We start from the raw sequence: 22,416 nt of genomic DNA, 5'->3' as shown, positions 1-22,416 counted from the left end.
ATGCAAGCCGCCGCAGCCGCCAGCCCCGCCCAATGCCGTCTGGATCAATCCGCCAGCTGAGAGAATTGCTGCCTAAATTGTCAGACGCAGTGTCGCGGATTCATTGACAGGTTCCGAAATCCCAATCAGCCCTTCGGGTTGGTTGGGATTTTCGTTTCTGGCCGGGCTATGCGGAGCTGGCCGCATAATCGTCTACTCCAAAAGTATTGGGCGAAGGGCGGGGTGCTTCATTCGAACGGTAGGATGTACCCGTCCGGTCAATATCCACAGGGTGGTCGATGCGCTAGGATCGGATTGTTAAAAAGGTCTGGCGCTCATTCCCCACACCCCATGCGCGCCGGATCGGAAAACGGGTCATTCTTGGCGGATCGTCATCATCCCCCCCCGACGACGCTCCGCCGATACCGGCCGCCGTTCGCACCCCTCCCCCCCTAAGCGAACGGCGGCCACCTCCCGCCACATTTTCGCATGGTTTCCGAGCATATCGCGCATTTGCCTAAAGGCTGTGCGGCTGGCTATGATGGGCGGGCTTCCGCCGAAGCTCCGCATGGGGGAACCATGAGCGACATCGAGACCTTGAAGGCCGAAATCAAGAAGCTGTCGACCCAGGCCGTTCAGGCCAAGATGGATCTGCACGATCTGTCCGAGGAATTGCCGACCAATTGGCAGGCGATCCCCGAGGTGGCGAAGAAGTGCTTCGACCTGCACGCCCGCCTGGACGAGGCCCGCAAGTCCTTAAAGTCCCTGGTGCCGTGATTTCGAAGTTCGCATCACCATGCGGACATCGAAATCGCGACACGATTCAATAAATGGGCGGCCTGCTCACCCACGAATTTCGCGGTGCAAGCTTCGTGGGCAGGACGCCCGCCGGCTGAACGTTAGCCCAGTTCGACCATCTCGACGGTGTCGGCGGCGATGGTCCACGGCACGAAGATGCCGGCCACCCGGGCGAAGCGCTCGGGGGCGTCGGTGGCGAGATAGCGAACCCGCGCCTGCTCGGGCGTGCGGGTGGCGGCCAGGCCGCGATTGTCCAGCAGGTCCTCGACCGCGCGCGCCGTGGTGGTGGCCGAATCGATGATCGCGACATTGGGGCCGACCACCCGGCGCAGCAGCGGCACCAGGGCGGGAAAGTGGGTGCAGCCCAACAGCAGGCAGTCGCCGGCTTCGCCGTCGCCGGCATCGGCGAACAGCGGGTCCAGGTAATGCCGGGCCATCTGTTCGGCGATCGGTCCGTCGGTCATGCCTTCCTCGACCATCGACACGAACAGCGGACAGGCCTTCGAGGTCACCCGTGCCCCGGGCCGGGTGTTGTGGATGGCGCGCGGATAGGTGCCGGCCTGCACCGTGCTTTCGGTGGCGATCACCACGATGCGCCCGGCGGCGCTGGCGACAGCGGCGGCGGCGGCACCGGGCTCGACCACGCCCATCACCGGCAGCCCGGGATATCTGGCCCGCAGCGCCTCGAGCGCGTGGGCTGACGAGGTGTTGTCGGCCACCACCAGTGCCTTGATGCCCATCGACACCAGCGCCTGGGCCGCCTGCAGGGCGTAATGGCTGACGGCCGCAGCACTTTTGGTGCCATAGGGCAGGCGGGCGGTGTCGCCCAGATAGACCAGGCTTTCCGCCGGCAACCGCTCGCGCAGCGCCTTCAGCACGGTCAGGCCGCCGACCCCGGAATCGAAAACGCCGATCGGCAAATCGCGGTGCGGGCTCATGATCCTTCCTGTCGCCAGTCTGCCTTTGGCCGGCATCATCGGCAAAAGCGTCCTCAATGCAAGGGCTCACGTGAATGGGGTTGGCGCAAGCCCGCAACTGGTCTACCGTCTGGCCCAGGGAGAAGACGAGGGACCGATGACGGACGGTGAGTCCCAGACGTTCGGCAAGGACGTTCTGTTTCAGCTGCAGTTCACGCCGATGTTCTCGGGCCTGAAAGAGGCCGACATCCGCAGCCTGACCGAGGGCGCGCGGGTGGTGACGTTCGGGCATGAACATCACCTTTATGGTGAAGGCGACGCGGTGATCGACGTCTATGTCATCCTGGACGGCCATGTCGAATTGTCGACCGAGGCGGACGGTCGGCGCAGCGTCATCGAGGTGGCCCGCAAGGGCACGGTCATCGGCGACGCCGCCCTGTTCGGGGAAGGTCGCTTCCTGATGACCGCCCGGGTGCTGTCGCAGGCGACCTTGCTGGCCATCCCGGCGGCGTCGTTCCGGGCCAAGCTGGAGCCCAGGATCGACATCATCACCCACATGCTGTCGACCATGTCGTTCCGGCTGCGCATGCTGGTCCGCCAGATTGCCGAATTGAAGCTGAAGACCACCGCCCAACGCTTGGGCAGTTTCCTGCTGTCGATGGTGGCGGCGGACGAGGGGGCTGCCACGGTCCGCTTCCCCTATGACAAGAAGCTGGTGGCCGACGAACTGGGCATGAAGCCGGAAAGCCTGTCCAGGGCGCTTTCGAAGCTGGCCAAGGTGGGGGTCAATTCCAAGGCCGACAACGTGGTGGTGATCGCCGACATCGACCGCCTGCGCGAGTTCTGCGCCGAAGACGATTTGGGGTAAGGAAGAATGGCCGGTCTTTCCGCAGCCGATCTGGCTTTGTGCGCCAAGGCGCCGTTGTTCGCCGCCCTGGGGGCGGGCGAATTGGAGATGCTGGTCGGCTCGGCCAGCGTGGTCGCCTATCCCGAGACCGAATTGTTGTTCAGCCAGGGCGACCCGGCCGATCGGTTTTTCGTGGTGCTGGCCGGCCGCGTCAACATCTTCGCCCTGACCGAGACCGGCGACCAGTCGATCATCGAGGTGTTCGACCCCATCGCCACTTTCGCCGAGGCGGCGATGTTCTCGTCGGGCAAGTTCCCGTTGAATTGCGAGGTGGTGGCGGGCTCTCGGCTGGCCCATGTGCCGGCGGCGCCGTTCTTGAAGCGGCTGGCCGAAAATCCCAAGCTTGGTCTGCATCTTTTGTCGGGTCTGTCGCGCTGGCAGATGCGGATGATCCAGGAAATCACTGAACTGAAAAGCAAGTCGCCCGGCCAGCGCCTGGCTTCGTTCCTGCTGGCCTTGGCCAAGGACCAGGAAGGTTCGGCCCAGGTGCGGCTGCCGATCACCAAGGCGGTGCTGGCCAGCCGTATCGGCATCGCCCCGGAATCCCTGTCGCGCGCCCTGGCGCGGCTGAAGTCGGTGGGCGTCGAGAGCCACGGCCGCGAGGTGGTGTTGACCGATATCGACGCCTTGCGCCGGCTGGTCCGTGAAGGGGCCAACGACCTCCCTTAACGCCGGCTTCCTCCCTTAACGAACGTCAAGGATTGGAAACCGGCGCTCCCGCAGGGTCAGGAGAGCTTGGAAGAAGGCACGCGCATGGCCGAAGTGATGGAGAGTAGCGGACGAGAGGCGGGAGGGCCGCCGGGGTGGCTGGCCCAGGCCCTTGACGCCCCCATCCTCGATGTCCGCCCGTCGCTGGCCGATGGCGAGGACCCCTTGGGTCTGATCCTCGACGCCGCCGAAGGGGTCGAATTCGGCGGCTTCCTGGTGATCGACGCTCCGTTCAATCCGTCACCCTTGCGTCGCGTGCTGGCCGCGCGCGGCTTCTCGTCCTATGGCCGCAGGCTGACTTCGGCCCATTGGCGGGTGTTCTTCCACATGGATGGCGGCCAGGATTGGGAGCGCGACGCCGAAATCGAGATGTTGCCGGAAGGGGCCTTGACCTGGTCCGAGGAAGACGGCCTGCATGTCGATGTGCGCAAGTTGACGCCGCCCTTGCCGATGCTGGCCATTCTGCGCCTGATCGACGGTCACCCCGAATTGGCGGCGCTGGTGGTCCACCACGAGCGTCTGCCGCAATTCCTGATTCCGGAATTGGCCGAGCGCGGCTGGCGGGTGGTCCGCTCCACCGAGGATTTCGCCGACGTTCGGCTGTGGTTGGAGAAAGCGGGCTGATGTTTGCCGGCGCCTTCATGATGGGTGCGAAGGACCGGCTGTTGCCGCCGTCGGTGCCCTTTCGCTTCTTCGTCACCGCCACGTTGCTGCATGTGGTCGGATGGGCCGTCCTGGCCGCCGGGGCCGGCGATCTGGCCGGCTTCACGGGCGGGCTTGGCCTGCCGCTGGCCGGACTGCACGTGATCACCCTGGGTGTGCTGGCCATGGCCGGCATGGGTGCCGCCTTTCAGATGCTGCCGGTGGCGACCCGGCGCCAGTTGGGGCCGGTGTGGGCCTGCCACCTGACCTGGGTGCTGTTCACCCCGGGGGTCATAATCCTGTCGCTGGGCCTGGCGACGGGGCTGGTCTGGGCGCTGCATGGCGGCGCCACCCTGACGGTGGCGGGGCTGGCCTTGTTCGGCGTGCTGATCGGGCGCAATTTGATGCAGGTTTCGGACCTGCCTGGCGTCACCCGCCATGCCTGGCTGGCGGTGGCGTCGCTGGCGGTGCTGGCCGGTCTGGGGCTGCTTCTGGTGGTCGATATCGACCGTGGCTTCCTGCCCGATCGCGCCGCCTTCGCCGCCGCCCACGCCATGGTCGCGGGCTATGGTTTCATGGGGATGCTGGCCATGGGCTTCAGCTATGTGCTGATCCCGATGTTCGTGTTGTCGCAAGGGGTCCCCGACGCGGTCGGCAAGCGGACCGCCTTGCTGTCGGCCGTGGCCCTGGTGCTGGGTGTCGGCGGAGCGCTGGCCGGGTTGGGGCCGGTGTCGGCGCTTGGCGCCTTGGTCGGCCTGGGCACCGTGTTCGTCTATCTGAAGGCCCAGGCCGCGGTGCTGAAGGGGCGGATGCGCAAGCGCCTGGAAACCTTCTTCCGACTGGTCAAGGCCGCCTGGGTCGTGTTGCCGCTCAGCCTGCTGGCCGCCATCGCCCTGGCCCTTGGCCTTGCCCCCGACATCACCGCGCCGCTGTGGGGGCTTTTGCTGGTGTTCGGCTGGCTGTTGTCGTTTGTCACCGGCATCTTGCAGCGGATCATGCCGTTCCTGGCCTCGATGCATTCGGGGGCCAATGGTGGAAAACCGGTTCTGTTGTCCCATCTGGTATGGGAGCCGGCGCTGACGGTCCATGTGCTTTGCCACGGCGGGGCGATCTTGCTGTTGGCCGTGGGCCTGAGTCTCAAATCGCCGCCCGTCCTGACCGCCGGCGCCGTTCTGGGCCTGGTGGGGGCGGTGTCGTTCGCGTCGTTTACCTGGGTGATGATGCGTCGCTACCTGGCTTATGAAAACGCAAAGAACAAAGGAACCCCCTGATGTTGAACCAGACCCAGATCGGTGCGCTTCTGCACCAGGATCACATGTCCACCATCGAGACCCTGCAGGGCCTGGAAGAATTGTTGGGCAAGCATCGCAACACGCCCGCGGTCGATGACGATCTGCGTTTCCAGTTGAAGCGGCTGGCCCGCACCTTGAAGGCCGAGGTCGAGAAGCATTTCGGTTTCGAGGAAAACCACCTGTTCCCGGTATTCGTCGAACAGGGCGAGACCGGCATCGTCATGATGCTGACCCACGAACACCGCTCGATCCTGCCGCTGGCCCTGCAGGTCGCCGACATCGCCGTGGCTGCGCAGGAGCAGGGCTTCACCGACGAGACCTGGCGCAACTTCCGCGATGCCGGGGGCGAGTTGGTCGAGCGCGAGATCTTCCACATCCAAAAGGAAGAGATGGGTCTGCTGGCGGCGATTTCCGCCCTGGTCGAACCCGAGGTCGATGCTCGCCTGGCCGAAACCTACCGGCAAGTGGTCGGCTGACATAAAAGCGGCCCTGATTTCCATTGATGTGGTCCAGGCCCTAACTTTCGGTTAGGATGGTCGGCGACCGCGAAGGGGAACCCCAGGATTGGCCTGCCCGTCACCCAGCGAAGATCAAGCGCTTCCGTCGTCCTTGCGGCCTCTGGCCCTAGCGGCTTTCGCGTTGCTGCTCGGGGTGACTGTCAGCCTGTTCGCCTGGCGCGCCTCGAAGGACGAGGTCGATCGCCTGGTCGCCAGTCGGTTCGACGCCCGCGTCGCCGAGTTGCAGACCGTGCTGGAACAGCGCATGGTCGCCTATCCCCAGGTGTTGCGCGGGATCCAGGCGATGGTGTCGGCGTCGGGCCATCCCAGCCGCGCCGACTGGGCGCGGGTCAACCAGACCCTGCAGGTGGACAGCATCTATCCCGGCCTGACCGGCACGGTCTATATCCGCTCGGTCCCGGGCGAGCAGCGGACCGAATTCGAGCGCGAGGTCTTGGGCTTCGAGCCCGGTTTCCAGATCAAGCCCCCCGGCGAGCGGCCCTATTACACCATCGTCACCAGCGTCGAGCCGCGCACGCCCTCGAACCTGCCGGTGATCGGGTCCGACAGCTGGGTCCATCCGGTGCGCCGCGCCACCTTGGAAGCGGCCAGGGACAGCGGCGCCATCCAGATCACCGGCAAGCTGAACCTGGTCATCGACGACAAGCCGACGCCGGCCTTCCTGATGTATCAGGCGATCTATCAAGGTGCCGCGATTCCCGACACGATCGAGGAACGCCGGGACCGGCTGCTGGGCTTCGCCACTGCCGGCTGTCGGGTCGGCGTGTTGATGCGCACCATCCTGCCGGCTGACCTGAACGATGTCGAGGTGCGGGTCTATGACGGGGCCGAGGCCACCGCCGACGGCCTTTATTTCGACAGCCATCCCGACGTCGATGTCTCGTTCGCCAGCCATCAGGCCCAGCGCGCCGTGCAGATTGGCGGCCGGACCTGGACGGTGATCTACGCCATGCTGCCGGGATTCGCCCAGGCCGCCGAGGGAGCGTTGCCCCGCCAAACCCTGGTCGGCGGCATCCTGGTCAGCCTGCTGTTGACGCTGATCGTGTGGTCGCTGGCCACCACCCGGGCGCGCGCCCAGGCGCTGGCGGTGGATATGACGCACTCGCTGCGGGCCAGCGAGGGGCGATTCCGCGAATTGGCCGAGAACATCGACCAGGTATTCTTCGTCGCCGACCCGCAATACCGCCATTTCGACTATATCAGCCCGTCCTTCGAGCGCATCTGGGGCCGTTCGCGCCAGGAACTGCTGGAAAATCCCGATCGATGGCTGTCCTGGCTGCATCCCGAGGATGTCGAGGCCGTCCGGGCGGTGGTGGCCGCACATGGCGGCGAGGACGATTACGGCACGAAATTTCGCATCGTCCGGGCCGATGGCGAGGTGCGCTGGCTGGCGGCCCACGCCTTCAACGTCGCCCGCGCGGCCGACGAGCCGGCGCGGGTGGTCGGCTTTCATTCCGACATCACCGACCAGAAAGCGGCCGAGGAGAAGATCGCCCGCTATATCAGCGAGATCGAGGTGTCGAACAACGACCTCGAGCAATTCGCCTATGTCGCCAGTCACGATCTGCGTGAGCCGTTACGCATGGTCAGCTCGTATCTGACGCTCTTGGAACGGCGCTATGGCGAGTTGCTGGACGCCGACGGCCGCGAGTTCCTGGATTTCGCCCGCGAGGGCGCCGTGCGGCTGGATCGGCTGGTGCTGGACCTGTTGGGGTTCTCGCGCATTCAGCGTCACGGCAATCCGTTGGCGGCCACCAATCTGGCCCATGTGATGGGCGACGTGCTGCGCAACCTGACGGTGGCGATCCGCGAAAGCGGGGCGGCGATATCGGTCGATCTGGATCGATTGCCGGTGGTCCATGGCGACCGCGAGCAATTGGTCAGCGTGTTTCAGAACCTGATTTCCAACGCCATCAAGTACCGCTCGCCGGTCCGCCCGGTGCGGATCGCCGTGACCGCCGATTCCGACGACGGATACTGGCGGCTATCCGTTACCGACAACGGCATCGGCATCGAACCGCAATATTTCGACCGCATCTTCCGCATCTTCCAGCGGCTGCACAGCCGGGCGGAATATGACGGGACCGGCATCGGGCTGGCGATGTGCAAGCGCATCGTCGAGCGCCATGGCGGCCAGATCTGGGTGCAGTCGGTTCCCGAAGAGGGATCGACCTTCTATTTCACGCTGCAGGCGGTTCCGCCCACCCAATCCGAGACTTGAGCCGCATCAGGTCGGGCAATCCCACGAAGGACAGGTCGTCATAGACCGCCAGTGCGGCAGTGACGTCCTCGTCATGGGCATAGGTGCTGCGGGTCACCACCACATCCAAACCCGCGCCCCGGGCCGACAGCACGCCGTTCCTGGTGTCCTCGATCGCCAGGCAGCGAACAGCGGGCAATTCCAGTCTTTCCAGCACGAAGCGATAGACCGCCGGGTCGGGCTTCTTGACCGGCGCGTCGTCGGCGCAGGCCATCACCTTGAACCAGCCATGCCCGGCGCCGCCGGTGGCGCCGTCCAGCAGGGCCAGCAGGTTGGCCCGCGTGGTGGTGGTGGCGACCGCCAGGGTCAGGCCATGATCCAAAGCCTGGGTGATCAGCCGTTCCACCCCCGGCCGCAGCGGCACCGCACCGGTGGCGACGAAGGTGGTGTAGATCTCGGTCTTGCGACGGTGCAGGGCATCGATCAGCGTGTCGTCAACGTTGGCTCCGGCATAGGATCGCATGCGCTCCTTGCCGCCCGACACCTTCAGCAGGCGCCCGTACAGCAGCGGGTCCCAGTGCCAGTCCAGGCCGAATTCGGCGAAGGTCTGGTTGAAGGCCTTGCGGTGGGCTTCCTCGGTTTCGGCCAGGGTGCCGTCGACGTCGAATATCAGGGCGTTCAGCATGGGCCAAGTCTATGACAGGCCGGTGCCGTCCCGCCACGCCCCTGCCGGGTGGGATGGCTCACCCCCCGAAGGGTGCCGGCGCCCAGCCCCAAGCGACGGCCACCACCCCCGCGGCGGCGGGGATCAGCGCCAGAAGGCGCCGCAGCGGCGGGCAGGGCGCCATCACCCGCCAGCCCAGCCACAGGCTCCAGACGATGCCGGCCAGGAACAGCACCGCCTTGGCGGTTCCGGCCCACGGGCCCAGCGGCTGGAACAGCATGCCGCCCAACCCGACCACCAACGACACCATGGCCACCGGGGCGAACAGATAGCCGACCTGGGCGAAGGGGCGGCCCGACAGCCGGGCGGTGGCAGCGGTCAGGCTGGCCAGCACGGTGGTCATCGCCGCCATCACGCTCAGCATGAAGCCCGAGATCATCAGGAAATCCAGCCACAGGAAGCCGCCCAGCGCCACGCCGGTTCCCAGGAACAAGAACCATACCTCGGCGATGTTGGGATGGTGGTGGGCGATGCGTTCGATCTCGGTGCCGGGGCTGCGCAGACGGATTTCCAAGGCCCCCCTGGCCTGGGGGTTGACGCAGCGCAGGCATTGGATGCAATGGCGGCTTTCCTGTTTGCGCGGCAGATCGATCATGGTCGGGCAGACGCCCTTTTCGGTCCAGGCATCGCCGCCCGGCACCGGATTCTTGGGGGCGAACTGCACGGCCCCCAGGCGCGAGAACACGCCCAGCAGCAGGCCGATCGCTGCGAACACCACCGCCATGGCGGCGTGCAGCCAGACCAGGCGGTGGCGATGGGTGACCAGGAAGGCTTCCAGCCCCTTCATGCCGGGAGCCTTTTGCGCCGGGCGGCGTGCCAGGCCAGGGCGGCCAGCATCGGCGCCAGCAGCAATGCCTGGGCGGCCAGTCCCTCGGCGGTGGGGAACAGGCCCAGCCATTCCAGCCTGGGCCAGCCGTCCAGCGGGGTGATGGGCAGCCAGCGACCTTCCTGCAATTCCAGCACGCCCTTGCCGGCGAACGATACCGCCAGCACGAACAGCAAACCGGCGGTGGCGGTGAAGAACAGCCCCAGCGGCAGGCGAAGCGACAAATGGCGCATGGCGAGGTAAAGGACCGCCAGGGCGATGGCGGCGACGACGAAGCCGCCGACCAGGGCCGGCCCTTGGCCGGGCGAGGACAGGGCCAGGGCCTGATAGAACAGCACGGTCTCGGCGCCTTCGCGGAACACCGCCAGGAAGGCGGCCAGGCCCAGGGTCCACATCCGCCCGCTTTGCGCGGCACCTGCCACCTGGCCCTGGACATAGGCCTGCCAGGCGGCGGCCTCGCGCTTGGACAGCAGCCAGAAGCTGACATGGAACAGCACCAGGGCGGCGACCAGCAAGATCACCCCTTCCAGCACCTCCTGGCCGGCGTCCGACAGGTGGATGACCCGGTCGAACAGCCAGGCGGCGACCAGGCTGAACACCATGGCCAGGCCGACGCCCATCCAGATCACGCTGACCTTGTCACCCTGGCCCGACCGGCGCAGCCAGGCGACCAGGGCGGTGACCACCAGCATCGCCTCGATGCCTTCGCGCAGCAGGATCAAAAGCGATTGCAAGAAGGCCTGGAATGGCCCGGTCGGGGGCTCCAGCGCCGCGATGGTGGCGGCTTCCAGCAAGGCCTTCAGAGTGCTCCACTTGGTCTGCAGCTCAGGCACCGGGCGACCTTGGCCGGCCAGGCCGATGATCTCGCCGAACAGGGCCTCCAGCGCCGTCTTGTCGCTGGCCGAGCACACCCCGATGGCCTGCTCCAGCCCGGATTCCTCGAACACGTCGAAATAAAGGTCCGAGAAGGCATCGCCGGTGGCGCGGCCGTGGGTCGGATCATAGGCGGCGATCAGCTGGTCGCCGCGGGCGGCCAGCGTGCGGGCGGCCGCCGCCAGGTCGGTGTCGGCGGCGCGGACCGGGAAGGCGGTCAGCACCAGCAAGGCCAGCCAGATCAGGCGGCGCATCATTGGTTCACCGCGAAGACGTCGGGCGGCACGCCCTGGGCGTCCAGCCGGGCCGCGTCGTCCATCAGGCCGGCGCGCAAGGCCAGGATGATGGCGGCGCGTTCGGGGCCCGGCGCGGCACGGGTGATGGCTTTGCGCAAATCGGCGAATCCCTTCTCGCGCAAGATGGCGGTCCTGACGCCGGTTTCCTTGTCGGTGTGGCGCAGGAAGCCGTGGGCGCCCGGCGCGATGCGATAGACGACGTGGTACTTGCCGGCCCCGTCCATTTTGACGTTGTCGCCGTAATGGGGGCCGTCGGAAGCCACCATCGGCACCAGCTTGCCGGTCCTCTTGAAGGCGCCGCCCTTCTTGGTCAGTTCGTATTCGACCTCGAGATAGGGCACCCACTCGCCCTCGCCGAAGCCGTTATTGTTGCCCTTGATGGCCTTGATGTCGGCTTCCAGATGGATGTCGGTCTGGGCGTGGTGGGCATGCGCCGGCTCCATGGTCACCGCCTGCAGATAGACGCCGGCGATCGCCATGCCGTTCTTCTCGACCGGCTCGCCGATAGGCTGCTCGCCGGCCAGGGCCGGAACGGAAAGCGCCAAGGCGCAGGCAAGGGCGGCGGGAACGGCCAGGGCGGTCATTGTCTTCATGAATATTCCCATTTCAATATTGCGAATGCGACCCATTCGCAATATTGAAGCAATAACGAGGCCGCGCAGAAAATACAAATGCGAATCGTTATCGCTTATGGAGGGGGTAACCTGGCAGGATCCTCCTGAGTGAGGATCAGAAATCGTTGGTCTTTTCGATGCGGTCGAGAACCGGCCAGAATTCCAGGAAGATCCGTTCCTTATCGGAATCCCCGCGTCCGCCCTGGTCGGGGTGGAAGTGGCGGGCGAAAGCGCGCTTGGCGTCGCGGAAACGATTGTCCACCGAGCCCGGCCCCGGCGACGCCGCCCGGGCCTTGGCGGCATCCAGGGCGTCTTTCAGCAGTTCCAGCTTGTTGTTGGCGATGCGCAGCTCGTCCTCGGCCATCATGGCGCGGGCCAGGGCGGCGTTCAGGCGGGCGTCGGTGTCGGTCCCGGCCCCCCGCGCCGGTTGCCCGGCCTGGTGCATCTCGATGCTGGCAAGCTGGGCCCTGAGATCGGCCACGGTGCGTTCCAATGCGGCAAGGCTGGCCCGGTGCTCGCTGTCCAGGGTCTGGCGCTGGCGGGCCAGCGCGTCGGAATGGTCGGCGCCCTGGCGTTCGAGATCGCGGGCATGGTTCAGGCGCAGGCGGGCCAGGTCGGCCTCCAGCTCGCCGATGCGGCCGGTCGCCTCGATCAGGCGGCGGTCCAGTTCGCCCCGCTGCTGGTCGGCCTGGCGGTGCAGGCGTTCGATATCCTGGCGGTGCTGGTCGGCCAGCCGGGCGCGGTCGTCGGGGGGGGCGCCGGTCTGGCCGGTATCCCTTTGGCGGGCCAATTGGTCGGCCAGCGCCCCGATGCGGGCGTCGGCCTCGGCGGCGGCGCGGGCGAGCGCGCGGGTGTGGCGCTCGTTCAACTCGGTGATCTCGCGCAGGTTGGCGATGCGCAGACGGGCCAATTCGGCGTCCTGCTCCTTGATCCTGGCGGTCAGCGTCGGATTGTCGGCCTGGGGACTTTGCTCCTGCGACCGGGCCAGGCGCTCGGTAAGCTCGCGACGTTCGGCCTGGACGGCGGCCAGGCTGTCCAGGGCCTTGCGCAGGCGGGCATCGGCGCCGGCCTCGGATTGGCTGCGGGTCTGGTCGATCTGGTCGGCCAGCTCTTGCTTTTCGGCGGCATGCTGTAGGGTCACACGCTGATGCTCGGCCTGCAGGGCGGCCAACTGTTCCAGCACGCTGCGCAGATTGGCATCGGTGACGGCGGTGACCTCTTCGCGGACACGGTCCAGGTCGGCCGCCTGGCAGGCCCGCTCGGTCGCGGCCTGCTGCTGCAGAAGGGCGATCTTGGCCTGGGCCTCGGCCTGGGCGCGGCCGATCTCGCGTTTGATGAACTCGGCCTGGTGGACCGCCAGCTCCTGCAGCTTGCGCTTGGTGTCGGCCTTGGTCTGCTCCAACTGGTTGGTCAGTGCATCGATCTGGTCGCGGGCGGTTGCCAGTTCGGCGTCGGTCTGGCGCTGGCGGTTGTCGGCGCTGGCGGCGATAGCCGCCCGGGCGGCATCCATTTCGCGGACATGGCTTTGTTCGCGTTCGGCCAGTTCGGCTTCCAGCAAGGCGACACGGTCCAGGCCGCGTTGGATATGGCCGTCGGCCTCGGCCTCGGCCTCGCGCCGTTCGCGGGTCAGTTCCTCGGCATGGCGCTCGGCGATGCGGCCCAGTTCGCGTAAGTAGCCGTCGCGCTCCTCCTTCAGGCGGATTTCCAACTGACGCCGGTCGGCCTGGGCCTGGGTCAGTTGATCCAGGGTCTGGCGCAAGTGGGCGTCGCCGGTTTCGGCCATGACGGCGCGGGTCTTTTCCAGTTCCGTGGCATGCCAGCGGGCGGCGGTTTCCTGCGCCGCTTCCAGGCTGGCGATGCGGTCCAGCGCCTGCTGCAAGGTCTCCTGGGCCTGCGCCGACAATTCGGTGCGCAGGCGGATCAGTTCCTCGGAATGGCGATCGGTTTGTTCCCGCATTTCCCGGGCGTGGGAGTGTAGCAACTCGCCGACACGCTCTTCCAGCAGCGAGCGGTGGCGGCCGGCCTCGGCCAGGGCGGCGGCGTGCTCGGCGGTCAGTTCGGCCAGTTGGGTCCGCGCCGCCTGTTCGGCTGTCTCACGCGCGCTTTCGGCCTGGTGGATGGTCTGGCTCAGCTTGTCCTCGGCCTCGCGCAGGCTCGTGGCCAGTTCGCGGGCATGGGCGTCGGCGATCTTTCCGCTCTCGTCCTCGTGCGCCATCAGCAACTCGCGGATGCGGTTTTCCAGCAAGCCCTGGCGACGATGGGATTCTTCCAATTCCGCCTGATGGGCGACCAACAGATCGACGCGCCGGCTTTCCTCGGCCCGGGCGCTTTCGGCCATGGCGGCCTGAAGCGTGGCCTGGTGGGCGGCTTCCTGCTCGGCCATCTCCTTGGCGTGGGCGCCGGCCATCCGCTCGATCTCGGCCTTCAGGCCGGCCCGCTCGCGCGCACCTTCGGCCAGCTTCTGCTCGGCCTCCTGCAGGGCCGCGTCAAGGGCGGCGCGGGTGGCGGCGATCTTGGCCTGTTGCTCGGCTTCCAGGTCCAGCCGCAGACGGTCGAACTCGGTGCGATGGGCCAGTTGCGTCTCGGCCGCCTTGCGCACGCCGACCTCATCCTTGTGGGCCGCCTCGGCCCGCAATTGCTGGGTCTCGGCCTCCCACCGGGCTTGTTGGGCGGCGTGGTCGTGGCGGGTCCGCTCTTCTGATGCGGCCATTTCGGCGATCAGGATTTCCGCCGCCTGCTGCTGCCGGGCCATTTCGGTGCGCAGCTGGGCCACCGCCTGGGCCTGGGCGTCCTGCGCCTGGTTCAGCGTTTCTTCCAAGGTGCGGGCATGTTCGGCCTGCTGGGCCTTCAGGCGGCGCTCCAGCTCCTCGACCCGGTCCAAGGCCTTCTGCAGCGGGCCTTCCGAGATGGCGGCGGCCTCGTTCCTGGCCTGCGCCACCTCGGTCTCGCAGGTCTGCTGCAACTGGGTGGTCAGTTGTTCCAGCTTGCTGGTCCGCTCGCGCGAGGCGGCCAATTCGCGCTGGATTTCCAACAGCGCGCGTTCGGCATCCCGTTGCAGTTCGGCGCGCAGCTTGGCGACATCGACGCCCTTTTCCTGGCGGACGCGGTCGATGTCCTTGGCGTGCTGGGCGGCCAGGCTTTCCACCTGGGCGGCATGGTCCTTTTGCAGGCGGCTCAGTTCGCGTTCGTAATTGTCGAAGATCTTCGACAAATGGCCCATGTCGGCCATCTCCGGCCGCTTGCGCCCGCCCATGCGCCACATCCAATAGCGCAAGTTCTGCCCCAACCCGTCCTTCTCGACGGGCAGCGCCGGAATGACGCCGTCCTCGGCGCCGGGCGTCAGCAGACGCTCGGTCAGCGCAAGGGCGGTCGACAGGTCGGCATCCTTGCCGGCTTTGTAGGGCGGTGGTTCGCTCATGGAATGAAAGAATGACAGGGACCGCACCGACGCGAAAGTGTGTGCGTAACCGTAGGCCTTGCTGTTGGCGCGGCAAGTCCTATACTTCGGCCCTTCCATTATCCCAGTTTCAGGGGCGTTACCCATGAAGGGCGAAGTCAAGAAGGTCGTTCTGGCCTATTCCGGCGGTCTCGATACCTCCATCATCCTGCGCTGGCTGCAGGACCAGTATCAATGCGAGGTGGTGACCTTCACCGCCGATCTGGGCCAGGGCGAGGAGCTCGAGCCCGCGCGCAAGAAGGCCCAGCTGATGGGCATCAAGGACGAGAACATCTTCATCGACGACCTGCGCGAGGAATTCGTGCGGGACTTCGTCTTCCCGATGTTTCGCGCCAACGCCCTGTACGAAGGGGTCTACCTGCTGGGCACCTCGATCGCCCGGCCGCTGATCTCGAAGCGCCAGATCGAAATCGCCAACCTGGTCGGCGCCGACGCGGTCAGCCACGGCGCCACCGGCAAGGGCAACGATCAGGTCCGCTTCGAGATGGGCTATTACGCCCTGAAGCCGGACATCAAGGTGATCGCGCCGTGGCGCATCTGGGACCTGAGCAGCCGCACCAAGCTGCTGGACTTCGCCGAGAAGCACCAGATTCCCATCGCCAAGGACAAGCGCGGCGAGGCGCCCTATTCCACCGACGCCAACCTTCTGCACATCTCGTACGAGGGCAAGGCGCTGGAAGATCCGTGGGTCGAGCCGTTCGAGGACATGTACACCCGCTCGGTCAGCCCGGAAAAGGCCCCCGACAAGCCGACCTATGTCGAGGTCGAGTTCGAGAAGGGCGATGCGGTGGCCATCGACGGTGTGCGCATGACGCCCGCCCAGTTGCTGACCAAGCTGAACGAGCTGGGCGGCGCCAACGGCATCGGCCGGCTGGATCTGGTGGAAAACCGCTTCGTCGGCATGAAGAGCCGCGGCGTCTATGAGACCCCCGGCGGCTCGATCCTGATCGTCGCCCACCGCGCCATGGAAAGCCTGACGCTGGATCGCGGCGAATCGCACCTGAAGGACGAGATCATGCCGCGCTATGCCGAGCTGATCTATAACGGCTTCTGGTTCAGCCCGGAACGCATCGCCCTGCAGCAGATGATCGACCATATCAGCCTGAACGTCTCGGGCGTGGTGCGGCTGAAGCTGTACAAGGGCAACGTCACCGTGGTCGGCCGCAAGTCGGAAAAAAGCCTGTATCGCCTCGATTACGTCACCTTCGAGGAAGATTCGGTCTATGACCAGCGCGACGCCCAGGGTTTCATCAAGCTGAACGCGCTTCGCATGCGTCTGGCCAAGATGGCGCGCGGCTGATTTTCTGGATTTGAGATGTGTAGGGGCCGGCGGGTGATCCGCCGGCCCCTATTGCTTTTGTCTCTCTCGTGAAAGGCGTCATGGCTGCCCACCTTCCCCCTATCGACGGGCGTATCGACCCGGATCCGAGGTGGAGGTTTCAATGATTGGCCGAATGATGATCTTGACCGGGATGTCGATTCTGGCCGCGGCAGCAGCCCAGGCTGGCCAGGTCGCCGAGCGGAGCACCCCCATGGGCACGGTCCTGACCGATGCCGCCGGCATGACCCTTTATGTGTTCGACAAGGACGAACCCGGGAAATCCAATTGCGCCGATTCCTGCGCGGTCAATTGGCCGCCGGCCACGGCCGACAAGGCCGACAAGGCCAAGGCGCCTTATTCCATCATCACCCGCGCCGACGGCTCGATGCAGTGGGCTTATGGCGGCAAACCGCTTTATCGTTGGGCCAAGGATGCCAAGCCGGGCGACGCTACCGGCGACGGCTTCCGCGATATCTGGCACGTCGCCAAGCCGATGGCGGTGCCGGTGTTGCTGCCCGAGCCGGCCTCGCCGATGAAATCGGGCTACTGATATTCACTCGGCCGGCGGCAGCTTGGCCTGCCACGATATCCAGCTGCACAACCTTGCCATGTACGCATGTTTAGTACATCCACCTTGAGGTATCGTCGTAATTGCGCTTAATCCGCAGCTCTCAGAGAGGAAAACGACATATCTCATGGTTCGAATTTTCAGGTGGGGCCATCCTGTCCGCTCATTATGGGCGATTAACGCGAAAATATCCCTTGATGTTATCTTGTGAACGAACGGCAATCTGAACATGGGTTTTTTGGCGAAAGCCGCTGCCGGGAAAAAGCTCGCGCCCCTCAGTGAATAACCCGCGCACAGTCTCAAACGGTTCGCCGGCGTCATCCATCGCAGCGTGCAGGCGCCGGATCACTGCGCAATCGAGATAGCGAAGGAGGTGATCCTCATCGTGGGAACTCGCCTTCTTATTTGATGGCAGTGGCCCGAGGGTGGGGTCTGCATCATGAGTGGCCTTCAAGGACTCGTAGGCATCAACCAGTGTCTCTAGACTGCGTCGGGACAACAGGTCGAGGCACGTTCCAAGGTCGATAACAGCGCCGACAACGAAAGACGTATCGTATCGGCCCTTCGAGACCTTCCAGTCTGCCCACTCCCACGCTCTCTTGGGGTCAGCTTCCCAGAAATAAACACCAGGGCCAAGCCAGTCGTACTGCTCATCACTGGCATTCAACGCAGCGCGACCGGCGAGAACACTCTCGCCGGTCGCGCTGTCACAGCCATGAAATCCTAGAACAAACGAGGTGTGCAGGCGACTCATGGAGCCGTCTTCTGCTCCTCCGCATAGCATGGAGCGAGCCTACCGTTCTCGAGGTAAATCCCTTCGCGAACCAGCGTTGCCCGCGCCGTCTGAGCCGACGCGGTGGCCTTCTGGGTGTAGTTTGCGAGCGCGTCTTTAATACGAACCTGCTGCGCTTTGGTCATCAAGACCTCCGATTAAGGTATGGCGAGGATGCCACGCGGCCCCAGGGACGTGTCAACCCATCGAGGTGGTGTTGACGAATGTCTCGCTGCAGGACTTTAACCTGTATGAGCAGGCTCATACAGGTTAAAGTCCTGCAAGGTCAAGACCAAAACCATGCCCCAATTCTAGATGATGGTGGGCGCAAGTGCAAGGCTGCCCAGTCTGAATAATTGTGCCGACAATCGCGCCGTCGCCGATGAAATCGGGCTACTGATATTCACTCGGCCGGCGGCAGCTTGGCCTGCCACGATGGCGGCAAGAGGGCCAGGACCTTGCGCCTGGCCCGCTGCCACAGCGACGACAGCAGCAACAGGGCGGCGCCGACCACCAGTCCGATGATGGCGAACGCTTCCCCGCCGCTGCTGCCGGCCTGCAACAGCGCGATCAGCGCACCCAGGACATAGGCCAGCGCCGACACCAGCATGGCGCGGCGATCGATGGCGATGGCCACCAGGGTCATGGCGACGTAAAGGGTGACGGCGGCACCGGCTTCCCATGCCTTGGACGGATTGGCGTTCAGCAGGCCCAACAGGCTGAACAGCGGATGGGCGATCATCGGGGCGGCGGCCATGTGCAGCCAGAAGGCGACGTCCGAACGCCGCGTCTGGCGGGTCCGGTCACTGGCGTCCCAATGCATCGCCAGGGCGAAGATGGCGATGCCGCCGGCCAACATCACCCAGGTCCAATGCTCGAGCACGGCGGCTCCAAGCACCAACGTCACCAGCGAATAGACCGCGGCCAGCACGAACAGCGCGATGCCAGCGATGGCGGCGGGAATCTTGAACCGTCGCCAATGCAGGTAGGTCCCGCCGGCGACGGCCAGCGCGATGGCCACCGCCTTGGCGGTCGCGGCCGGTGGGTTGTGGGCGGCGAAGGGATCGACCACCGTCAGGCTGGCCATCGACAAGCCCAGGCAGAAGGTCAGCAGCAGCACCAGGCTGGGCAGCGCCATCCGGCGGCGCTTCGAGAAATACTCGGCCAGGACCCAGCTGAGGCCGGCGATCAGCAGGCCGGCAACCATCGAATCCTCGGACCCGCTCAACTGACTGACCGAAATCAGCACCAGGCCGATGGCGATGGTGACGAAAACGTCGTTGAAGCCAGAAACGAGGCGAAAGCGTTCGTCGTCGGGGGTGGCGGTCTGATGCCGCTCGGCCATGAAGCGGCGAAAGGCGGCGGCGATCTCGGCCGGCATCACGCCGGCACTCACCGCCGCATTCAAATCTTCGTCGTCGTACAAGAAAACCGTCCTTTGGTGATGGCTGCGGACGGCTTTCGCGTCCGCTCGTCTATTCGCTCAGTTCTTCCCGCCCGGCATACAGATCCAGCGCTTCCGGATTGGCCAGGGCTTCCTTGTTCTTGACCGGGCGGCCGTGCACCACGTCGCGCACCGCCAGTTCGACGATCTTGCCGGACTTGGTGCGCGGGATGTCTTCCACCTGGACGATCTTGGCCGGCACGTGGCGGGGCGTGGTGTTGTCCCGGATCTTCTTCTTGATGCGGTCGGACAAGGCGGGATCCAGCTTGATGCCCGGCCGCAGGCGCACGAACAGCACGACGCGGACGTCGGCCTGCCAATCCTGCCCGATCACCAGGCTTTCCAGCACCTCGTCGATCTGTTCGACCTGGCGATAGATTTCGGCGGTGCCGATGCGCACGCCGCCGGGATTCAAGGTGGCGTCGGACCGGCCATAGACGACGATGCCGCCATGGGGCGTCAATTCGACCCAGTCGCCATGGCACCAGATGTTCGGGTACTTGTCGAAATAGGCGGCATGGTACTTGGCGCCATCGGCATCGTTCCAGAAACCCACCGGCATCGACGGGAAGGCGCTCGTGCAGACCAGTTCGCCCTTGGTGCCCTCGACCGGCTGGCCGTGATCGTCGAACACCTCGACCTTCATGCCCAGACCGCGCGCCTGGATCTCGCCGCGCCAGACGGCGGCGGTGGGGTTGCCCAGCATGAAGCACGAGATGATGTCGGTGCCGCCCGAGATCGAGGCCAGCTGCACGTCCTTCTTCACCTTGTCGTAAATGTAGTCGAAGCCTTCCGGCGCCAGCACCGAGCCGGTCGAGGCGACGACGCGGACCGATGTCAGCTTATGGGTCTTGGCGGGCTCCAGGCCCATCTTCGAGATGGCGTCGATCCACTTGGCCGAGGTGCCGAAGAAGGTCATCGCTTCGGCATCGGCGAAATCGAACAAGATGGCGCCGTCCTTGGCCGACGGGTTGCCGTCATACAGCAAAAGCGTCGCCTGGCAGGCCAGGGCCGACACCAGCCAATTCCACATCATCCAGCCGCAGGTGGTGAAATAGAACACCCGGTCGTTCGGCTTGCAGTTGGAATGGAGCAGGTGCTCCTTCAGATGCTGGATCAGGGTGCCGCCGGCCGAATGGACGATGCATTTGGGCACGCCGGTCGTGCCCGACGAGAACATGATGTAAAGCGGATGGGCGAAGGGCAGGCGGACGAATTCCAGCTCCTTGGCCGGGAAGGGGGCGATGAAATCGGCCAGATGGACCGCGCCGGGAATGGCCGAGATGTCGGCCCGGTCCTGGGTGTAGGGGACCACCACCACCGTCTGGACGCTGGGCATGCCGGCCTTGATGGCGGGCAGCTTGTCGGTCGAGGGATGGGCCTTGCCGGAATAGAAATAGCCGTCGGCCGAGACCAGCACCTTGGGCTCGATCTGGCCGAAGCGGTCCAGCACGCCCTGGATGCCGAAATCGGGCGAGGCCGACGACCAGATGGCCCCCAGCGAACTGGCAGCCAGCATGAAGGCCACGGTTTCCGGCATATTGGGCATATAGCCGGCGACGCGGTCGCCCACGCCAACCCCAGCCGCCTTCAGGGCCTGCTGCAGGGAAGACACCAGCTGGCCCAGCTCCTTGCGGCTTAAGCGGCGCGTGACCTTGTCCTCGCCCCAGAACACCAGCGCGTCGCGCCCGTCCAGGCCACAAAGCAGGTTCTCGGCGTAATTCAGCCGGCTTTGCGGGAACCATTGGGCGCCCGGCATCTTCTTGATGTCATCGACCGCCACCGTGCCGGGACCGTCGCCGATGATGGCGCCGAATTCCCACATCGAAGTCCAGAAGCGGTCGGGCGAGGCGTTCGACCACCGCCACAACCCGTCATAGTCCGAGACGGCGGCGCCCCAGCGGGCGTTCACCTCGGTCATGAAGCGGGTCAGGTTGGCGCTGGCCACCTGATCGGGCGTGGGCTGCCACAGCGGCATGGTCATGTCGGTCTTCCCCCCTGGATGGGTACGGGTCAGTTGTTCTTGAGGTCCTGCGCCACCTGGCGGGCGCGGCCCAGTTGGCGCTGGCTCATGCCCTTGGCCAGGCGGTCGCGGGCCTCCTCGGCGGCCTTCAGGCCCTGGGCGGCGGCGATGTCATAGCTGACCCAGGCCCGCACCGGGTCGGGATTGGGCAGGCCGTGGCCCTTGGCCGACAGGTCGGCCAGCACCATCATCGCCTCGGCATGGCCGGCCCAGGCCGCGCCCGACAGCCATTCGACGGCGCGGTTCAGGTCCAGGGGCAGGTTCAGGCCGGTCAGGTGGGCCATGCCCAACACATAACGCGCCTCGGCGTGGCCATGGCGGGCGGCCTCGATCAGCCAGGTCTCGGCCTCGATCATCCCCGGCCGCATCATGTCGGGCTGGAAGTCGCCGCCGGCCGCCTGCAGCGCCTGGGCCTTGGTCGAGTACAGGCGGTCGCGTTCGGTATTGTCCTTCTCGCGGGTCGGGTCCTTGAACAGCAACCGCCATTGCGCCGGCTCGGCCAGCAGCATGCGGCCCAGTCGGAACTTGGCCTCGACATTGCCGGCGATGGCGGCGTCGGTGTACCAGCGCCGGGCCTTGGCGCGATCGACCAGCACGCCTTCGCCGGTTTCGTAAAGCGTGCCGACCGCCAGCACCAGTTCGGCGGTGCCCAGGGTGGCCGCGGCACTTTCCAGCCAACGGGCGGCAGCAGGGCCGCCAATGCCGTCGCTCTTGCCGGCCATGTAGAGGTCGATGAAATGGGCGCGCGCCGCCTCGTCACCCAGGTCGCCGGCGCGGTACCACCATTGCGCCGCCTGGATCGGGTCCTTGGGCAGGCCGTCGCCGGTCTCGTGCGCCTTGGCCAGGGTCAGCGCGGCGCCGACATGGCCGTTGCCGGCGGCGGCGGTCAGCCAGGCGGCAGCCTCGGCCGGGCTTTTCTTGACGGCCTTGCCCGACAGATAGGCCATGCCCATCTCGAACTGCGCCGACGGGTCGCCTTGGGCGGCGGCCTGCAGCGGCAGGGTCATAGCGGGCGGGGCTTTCTTGGCAGCCGGCTTGGTCGGCTTGCTTTGCGCCAGGGCCGGACCCGCGACCAGAAGGGCGAGCAGGGCGGTGGCGGCGGCGATCCTCATTGGGCGGGGCTTTCCGTGTGACGGGGCGAGTTTATGGCCGCATGATTCCACAGGGGGACCGGGCTGTAAACTCTCAGCCCTTCGCCGCCCGCTCGATCGCTTGCGCCAGGGCGACATCCTTGGCGCTGACGCCGCCGGAATCATGGGTCGACAGGGTGATGTCGACGCGGTTCCACACATTGCTCCATTCGGGATGGTGGTCCATCTTCTCGGCCACCAGGGCGACATGGGTCATGAAGGCGAAGGCGGTGGGGAAATCCTTGAACTTGAAGCTTTTGGCGATGGCGTCGCGGCCGGCCACCTCGCTCCAGCCGGGCAGGCCGGTCAGAGCCTGGGCACGTTCGGAACCGGAAAGTTTGGCGGACATGGCAGGGTCTCCCTGGTAAAGGCGAAGTTCGCACCCATGAGAGTCTTAATGGGCGCCC

The 22,416-nt window shown here is 65.8% G+C and carries 21 protein-coding genes; 9 read left to right on the top strand and 12 right to left on the bottom strand.

The window, feature by feature from the left end:
• Positions 1-558 precede the first annotated feature (558 nt).
• On the top strand, positions 559-756 hold the full coding sequence (locus A6A05_RS03505; RefSeq protein ID WP_068497503.1) for a CCE_0567 family metalloprotein: 198 nt from the start codon (positions 559-561) through the stop codon (positions 754-756).
• 122 nt (positions 757-878) lie between these two features.
• On the opposite strand, the gene murI is transcribed toward A6A05_RS03505, so the two are convergent.
• The gene (gene murI / locus A6A05_RS03500; protein WP_068497501.1) at positions 879-1,715 is read right to left on the bottom strand and encodes a glutamate racemase; all 837 of its coding nucleotides are present in this window, start codon (positions 1,713-1,715) and stop codon (positions 879-881) included.
• 136 nt (positions 1,716-1,851) lie between these two features.
• Here murI and A6A05_RS03495 point away from each other — a divergent pair, with 136 nt between their 5' ends.
• The 6 genes from A6A05_RS03495 to A6A05_RS03470 all read left to right on the top strand — a co-directional run bounded on the left by A6A05_RS03495 (position 1,852) and on the right by A6A05_RS03470 (position 7,982).
• Positions 1,852-2,562 carry a Crp/Fnr family transcriptional regulator gene (locus tag A6A05_RS03495; protein ID WP_068497510.1) on the top strand — a complete coding sequence of 237 codons (711 nt, stop codon included), beginning with the start codon at positions 1,852-1,854 and terminating at the stop codon, positions 2,560-2,562.
• A 6-nt stretch (positions 2,563-2,568) separates the two neighbouring features.
• Positions 2,569-3,270, top strand: a complete 702-nt coding sequence (locus A6A05_RS03490; protein ID WP_068497499.1) for a Crp/Fnr family transcriptional regulator — start codon at positions 2,569-2,571, stop codon at positions 3,268-3,270.
• 66 nt (positions 3,271-3,336) lie between these two features.
• Positions 3,337-3,933, top strand: coding sequence for a DUF2249 domain-containing protein (locus A6A05_RS03485; protein WP_245644178.1), 597 nt, complete (start codon positions 3,337-3,339; stop codon positions 3,931-3,933).
• Entirely contained in the window at positions 3,933-5,222 is a 1,290-nt protein-coding gene (locus tag A6A05_RS03480) for a hypothetical protein (RefSeq protein ID WP_068497497.1), read from the top strand. The genes A6A05_RS03485 and A6A05_RS03480 overlap by 1 nt, the downstream gene beginning before the upstream one ends.
• Positions 5,222-5,719, top strand: a complete 498-nt coding sequence (locus A6A05_RS03475; RefSeq protein ID WP_068497496.1) for a hemerythrin domain-containing protein — start codon at positions 5,222-5,224, stop codon at positions 5,717-5,719. The genes A6A05_RS03480 and A6A05_RS03475 overlap by 1 nt, the downstream gene beginning before the upstream one ends.
• A gap of 175 nt (positions 5,720-5,894) precedes the next feature.
• The gene (locus A6A05_RS03470) at positions 5,895-7,982 is read left to right on the top strand and encodes a CHASE domain-containing protein (RefSeq protein WP_156520877.1); all 2,088 of its coding nucleotides are present in this window, start codon (positions 5,895-5,897) and stop codon (positions 7,980-7,982) included.
• On the opposite strand, the gene A6A05_RS03465 is transcribed toward A6A05_RS03470, so the two are convergent.
• From A6A05_RS03465 to A6A05_RS03445, 5 genes are all read right to left on the bottom strand, one after another.
• Positions 7,942-8,646 carry an HAD-IA family hydrolase gene (locus A6A05_RS03465; protein ID WP_068497493.1) on the bottom strand — a complete coding sequence of 235 codons (705 nt, stop codon included), beginning with the start codon at positions 8,644-8,646 and terminating at the stop codon, positions 7,942-7,944. The two genes, A6A05_RS03470 and A6A05_RS03465, sit on opposite strands and share 41 nt — an antisense overlap.
• Before the next feature lie 58 nt (positions 8,647-8,704).
• Positions 8,705-9,472, bottom strand: a complete 768-nt coding sequence (locus A6A05_RS03460) for a hypothetical protein (RefSeq protein WP_068497492.1) — start codon at positions 9,470-9,472, stop codon at positions 8,705-8,707.
• Positions 9,469-10,641 (bottom strand): FTR1 family iron permease, encoded by a 1,173-nt coding sequence (locus A6A05_RS03455; protein WP_068497491.1) that lies wholly within the window; start codon positions 10,639-10,641, stop codon positions 9,469-9,471. Before A6A05_RS03455 ends, A6A05_RS03460 begins: the two co-directional genes overlap by 4 nt.
• Complete coding sequence (locus A6A05_RS03450) at positions 10,638-11,273, bottom strand: iron transporter (RefSeq protein WP_156520876.1); 636 nt, start codon at positions 11,271-11,273, stop codon at positions 10,638-10,640. Before A6A05_RS03450 ends, A6A05_RS03455 begins: the two co-directional genes overlap by 4 nt.
• 136 nt (positions 11,274-11,409) lie before the next feature.
• Positions 11,410-14,712, bottom strand: a complete 3,303-nt coding sequence (locus A6A05_RS03445) for a hypothetical protein (RefSeq protein WP_068497488.1) — start codon at positions 14,710-14,712, stop codon at positions 11,410-11,412.
• A 124-nt stretch (positions 14,713-14,836) separates the two neighbouring features.
• On the opposite strand from A6A05_RS03445, the gene A6A05_RS03440 reads away from it, so the two are divergent.
• On the top strand, positions 14,837-16,051 hold the full coding sequence (locus A6A05_RS03440) for an argininosuccinate synthase (protein WP_068497487.1): 1,215 nt from the start codon (positions 14,837-14,839) through the stop codon (positions 16,049-16,051).
• Between the two features lie 154 nt (positions 16,052-16,205).
• On the top strand, positions 16,206-16,622 hold the full coding sequence (locus A6A05_RS03435) for a COG4315 family predicted lipoprotein (protein ID WP_245644177.1): 417 nt from the start codon (positions 16,206-16,208) through the stop codon (positions 16,620-16,622).
• Between the two features lie 184 nt (positions 16,623-16,806).
• On the opposite strand, the gene A6A05_RS03430 is transcribed toward A6A05_RS03435, so the two are convergent.
• The 6 genes from A6A05_RS03430 to A6A05_RS03410 form a co-directional block, all read right to left on the bottom strand.
• Positions 16,807-17,394: a hypothetical protein gene (locus A6A05_RS03430; protein ID WP_068497484.1), complete on the bottom strand. Its 588-nt coding sequence runs from the start codon at positions 17,392-17,394 to the stop codon at positions 16,807-16,809.
• Entirely contained in the window at positions 17,391-17,558 is a 168-nt protein-coding gene (locus A6A05_RS20630; RefSeq protein WP_156520875.1) for a hypothetical protein, read from the bottom strand. Before A6A05_RS20630 ends, A6A05_RS03430 begins: the two co-directional genes overlap by 4 nt.
• Before the next feature lie 257 nt (positions 17,559-17,815).
• Positions 17,816-18,838, bottom strand: coding sequence for a DUF2339 domain-containing protein (locus A6A05_RS03425; protein WP_068497482.1), 1,023 nt, complete (start codon positions 18,836-18,838; stop codon positions 17,816-17,818).
• A gap of 49 nt (positions 18,839-18,887) precedes the next feature.
• Positions 18,888-20,840 carry an acetoacetate--CoA ligase gene (locus A6A05_RS03420; RefSeq protein ID WP_068497480.1) on the bottom strand — a complete coding sequence of 651 codons (1,953 nt, stop codon included), beginning with the start codon at positions 20,838-20,840 and terminating at the stop codon, positions 18,888-18,890.
• A 29-nt stretch (positions 20,841-20,869) separates the two neighbouring features.
• Positions 20,870-21,991 carry a tetratricopeptide repeat protein gene (locus A6A05_RS03415; RefSeq protein WP_068497479.1) on the bottom strand — a complete coding sequence of 374 codons (1,122 nt, stop codon included), beginning with the start codon at positions 21,989-21,991 and terminating at the stop codon, positions 20,870-20,872.
• Between the two features lie 73 nt (positions 21,992-22,064).
• Positions 22,065-22,358, bottom strand: a complete 294-nt coding sequence (locus A6A05_RS03410; protein ID WP_068497477.1) for a 4a-hydroxytetrahydrobiopterin dehydratase — start codon at positions 22,356-22,358, stop codon at positions 22,065-22,067.
• Between the last annotated feature and the right edge of the window lie 58 nt (positions 22,359-22,416).

Origin of the sequence: Magnetospirillum moscoviense (assembly GCF_001650635.1) — a bacterium.
Lineage (GTDB): Bacteria > Pseudomonadota > Alphaproteobacteria > Rhodospirillales > Magnetospirillaceae > Magnetospirillum > Magnetospirillum moscoviense.
The sequence above is the reverse complement of the archived record's forward strand: the minus strand, read 5'-3'. Positions and strand labels throughout refer to the sequence as shown.

Bases quoted from the DNA above. Each gene is read 5' to 3' on its own strand.
- A6A05_RS03505 (WP_068497503.1), top strand. From the start codon at position 559: ATGAGCGACATCGAGACCTTGAAGGCCGAAATCAAGAAGCTGTCGACC.
- murI (WP_068497501.1), bottom strand. From the start codon at position 1,715: ATGAGCCCGCACCGCGATTTGCCGATCGGCGTTTTCGATTCCGGGGTC.
- A6A05_RS03495 (WP_068497510.1), top strand. From the start codon at position 1,852: ATGACGGACGGTGAGTCCCAGACGTTCGGCAAGGACGTTCTGTTTCAG.
- A6A05_RS03490 (WP_068497499.1), top strand. From the start codon at position 2,569: ATGGCCGGTCTTTCCGCAGCCGATCTGGCTTTGTGCGCCAAGGCGCCG.
- A6A05_RS03480 (WP_068497497.1), top strand. From the start codon at position 3,933: ATGTTTGCCGGCGCCTTCATGATGGGTGCGAAGGACCGGCTGTTGCCG.
- A6A05_RS03475 (WP_068497496.1), top strand. From the start codon at position 5,222: ATGTTGAACCAGACCCAGATCGGTGCGCTTCTGCACCAGGATCACATG.
- A6A05_RS03465 (WP_068497493.1), bottom strand. From the start codon at position 8,646: ATGCTGAACGCCCTGATATTCGACGTCGACGGCACCCTGGCCGAAACC.
- A6A05_RS03460 (WP_068497492.1), bottom strand. From the start codon at position 9,472: ATGAAGGGGCTGGAAGCCTTCCTGGTCACCCATCGCCACCGCCTGGTC.
- A6A05_RS03455 (WP_068497491.1), bottom strand. From the start codon at position 10,641: ATGATGCGCCGCCTGATCTGGCTGGCCTTGCTGGTGCTGACCGCCTTC.
- A6A05_RS03450 (WP_156520876.1), bottom strand. From the start codon at position 11,273: ATGAAGACAATGACCGCCCTGGCCGTTCCCGCCGCCCTTGCCTGCGCC.
- A6A05_RS03445 (WP_068497488.1), bottom strand. From the start codon at position 14,712: ATGAGCGAACCACCGCCCTACAAAGCCGGCAAGGATGCCGACCTGTCG.
- A6A05_RS03440 (WP_068497487.1), top strand. From the start codon at position 14,837: ATGAAGGGCGAAGTCAAGAAGGTCGTTCTGGCCTATTCCGGCGGTCTC.
- A6A05_RS03435 (WP_245644177.1), top strand. From the start codon at position 16,206: ATGATGATCTTGACCGGGATGTCGATTCTGGCCGCGGCAGCAGCCCAG.
- A6A05_RS03430 (WP_068497484.1), bottom strand. From the start codon at position 17,394: ATGAGTCGCCTGCACACCTCGTTTGTTCTAGGATTTCATGGCTGTGAC.
- A6A05_RS20630 (WP_156520875.1), bottom strand. From the start codon at position 17,558: ATGACCAAAGCGCAGCAGGTTCGTATTAAAGACGCGCTCGCAAACTAC.
- A6A05_RS03420 (WP_068497480.1), bottom strand. From the start codon at position 20,840: ATGACCATGCCGCTGTGGCAGCCCACGCCCGATCAGGTGGCCAGCGCC.
- A6A05_RS03415 (WP_068497479.1), bottom strand. From the start codon at position 21,991: ATGAGGATCGCCGCCGCCACCGCCCTGCTCGCCCTTCTGGTCGCGGGT.
- A6A05_RS03410 (WP_068497477.1), bottom strand. From the start codon at position 22,358: ATGTCCGCCAAACTTTCCGGTTCCGAACGTGCCCAGGCTCTGACCGGC.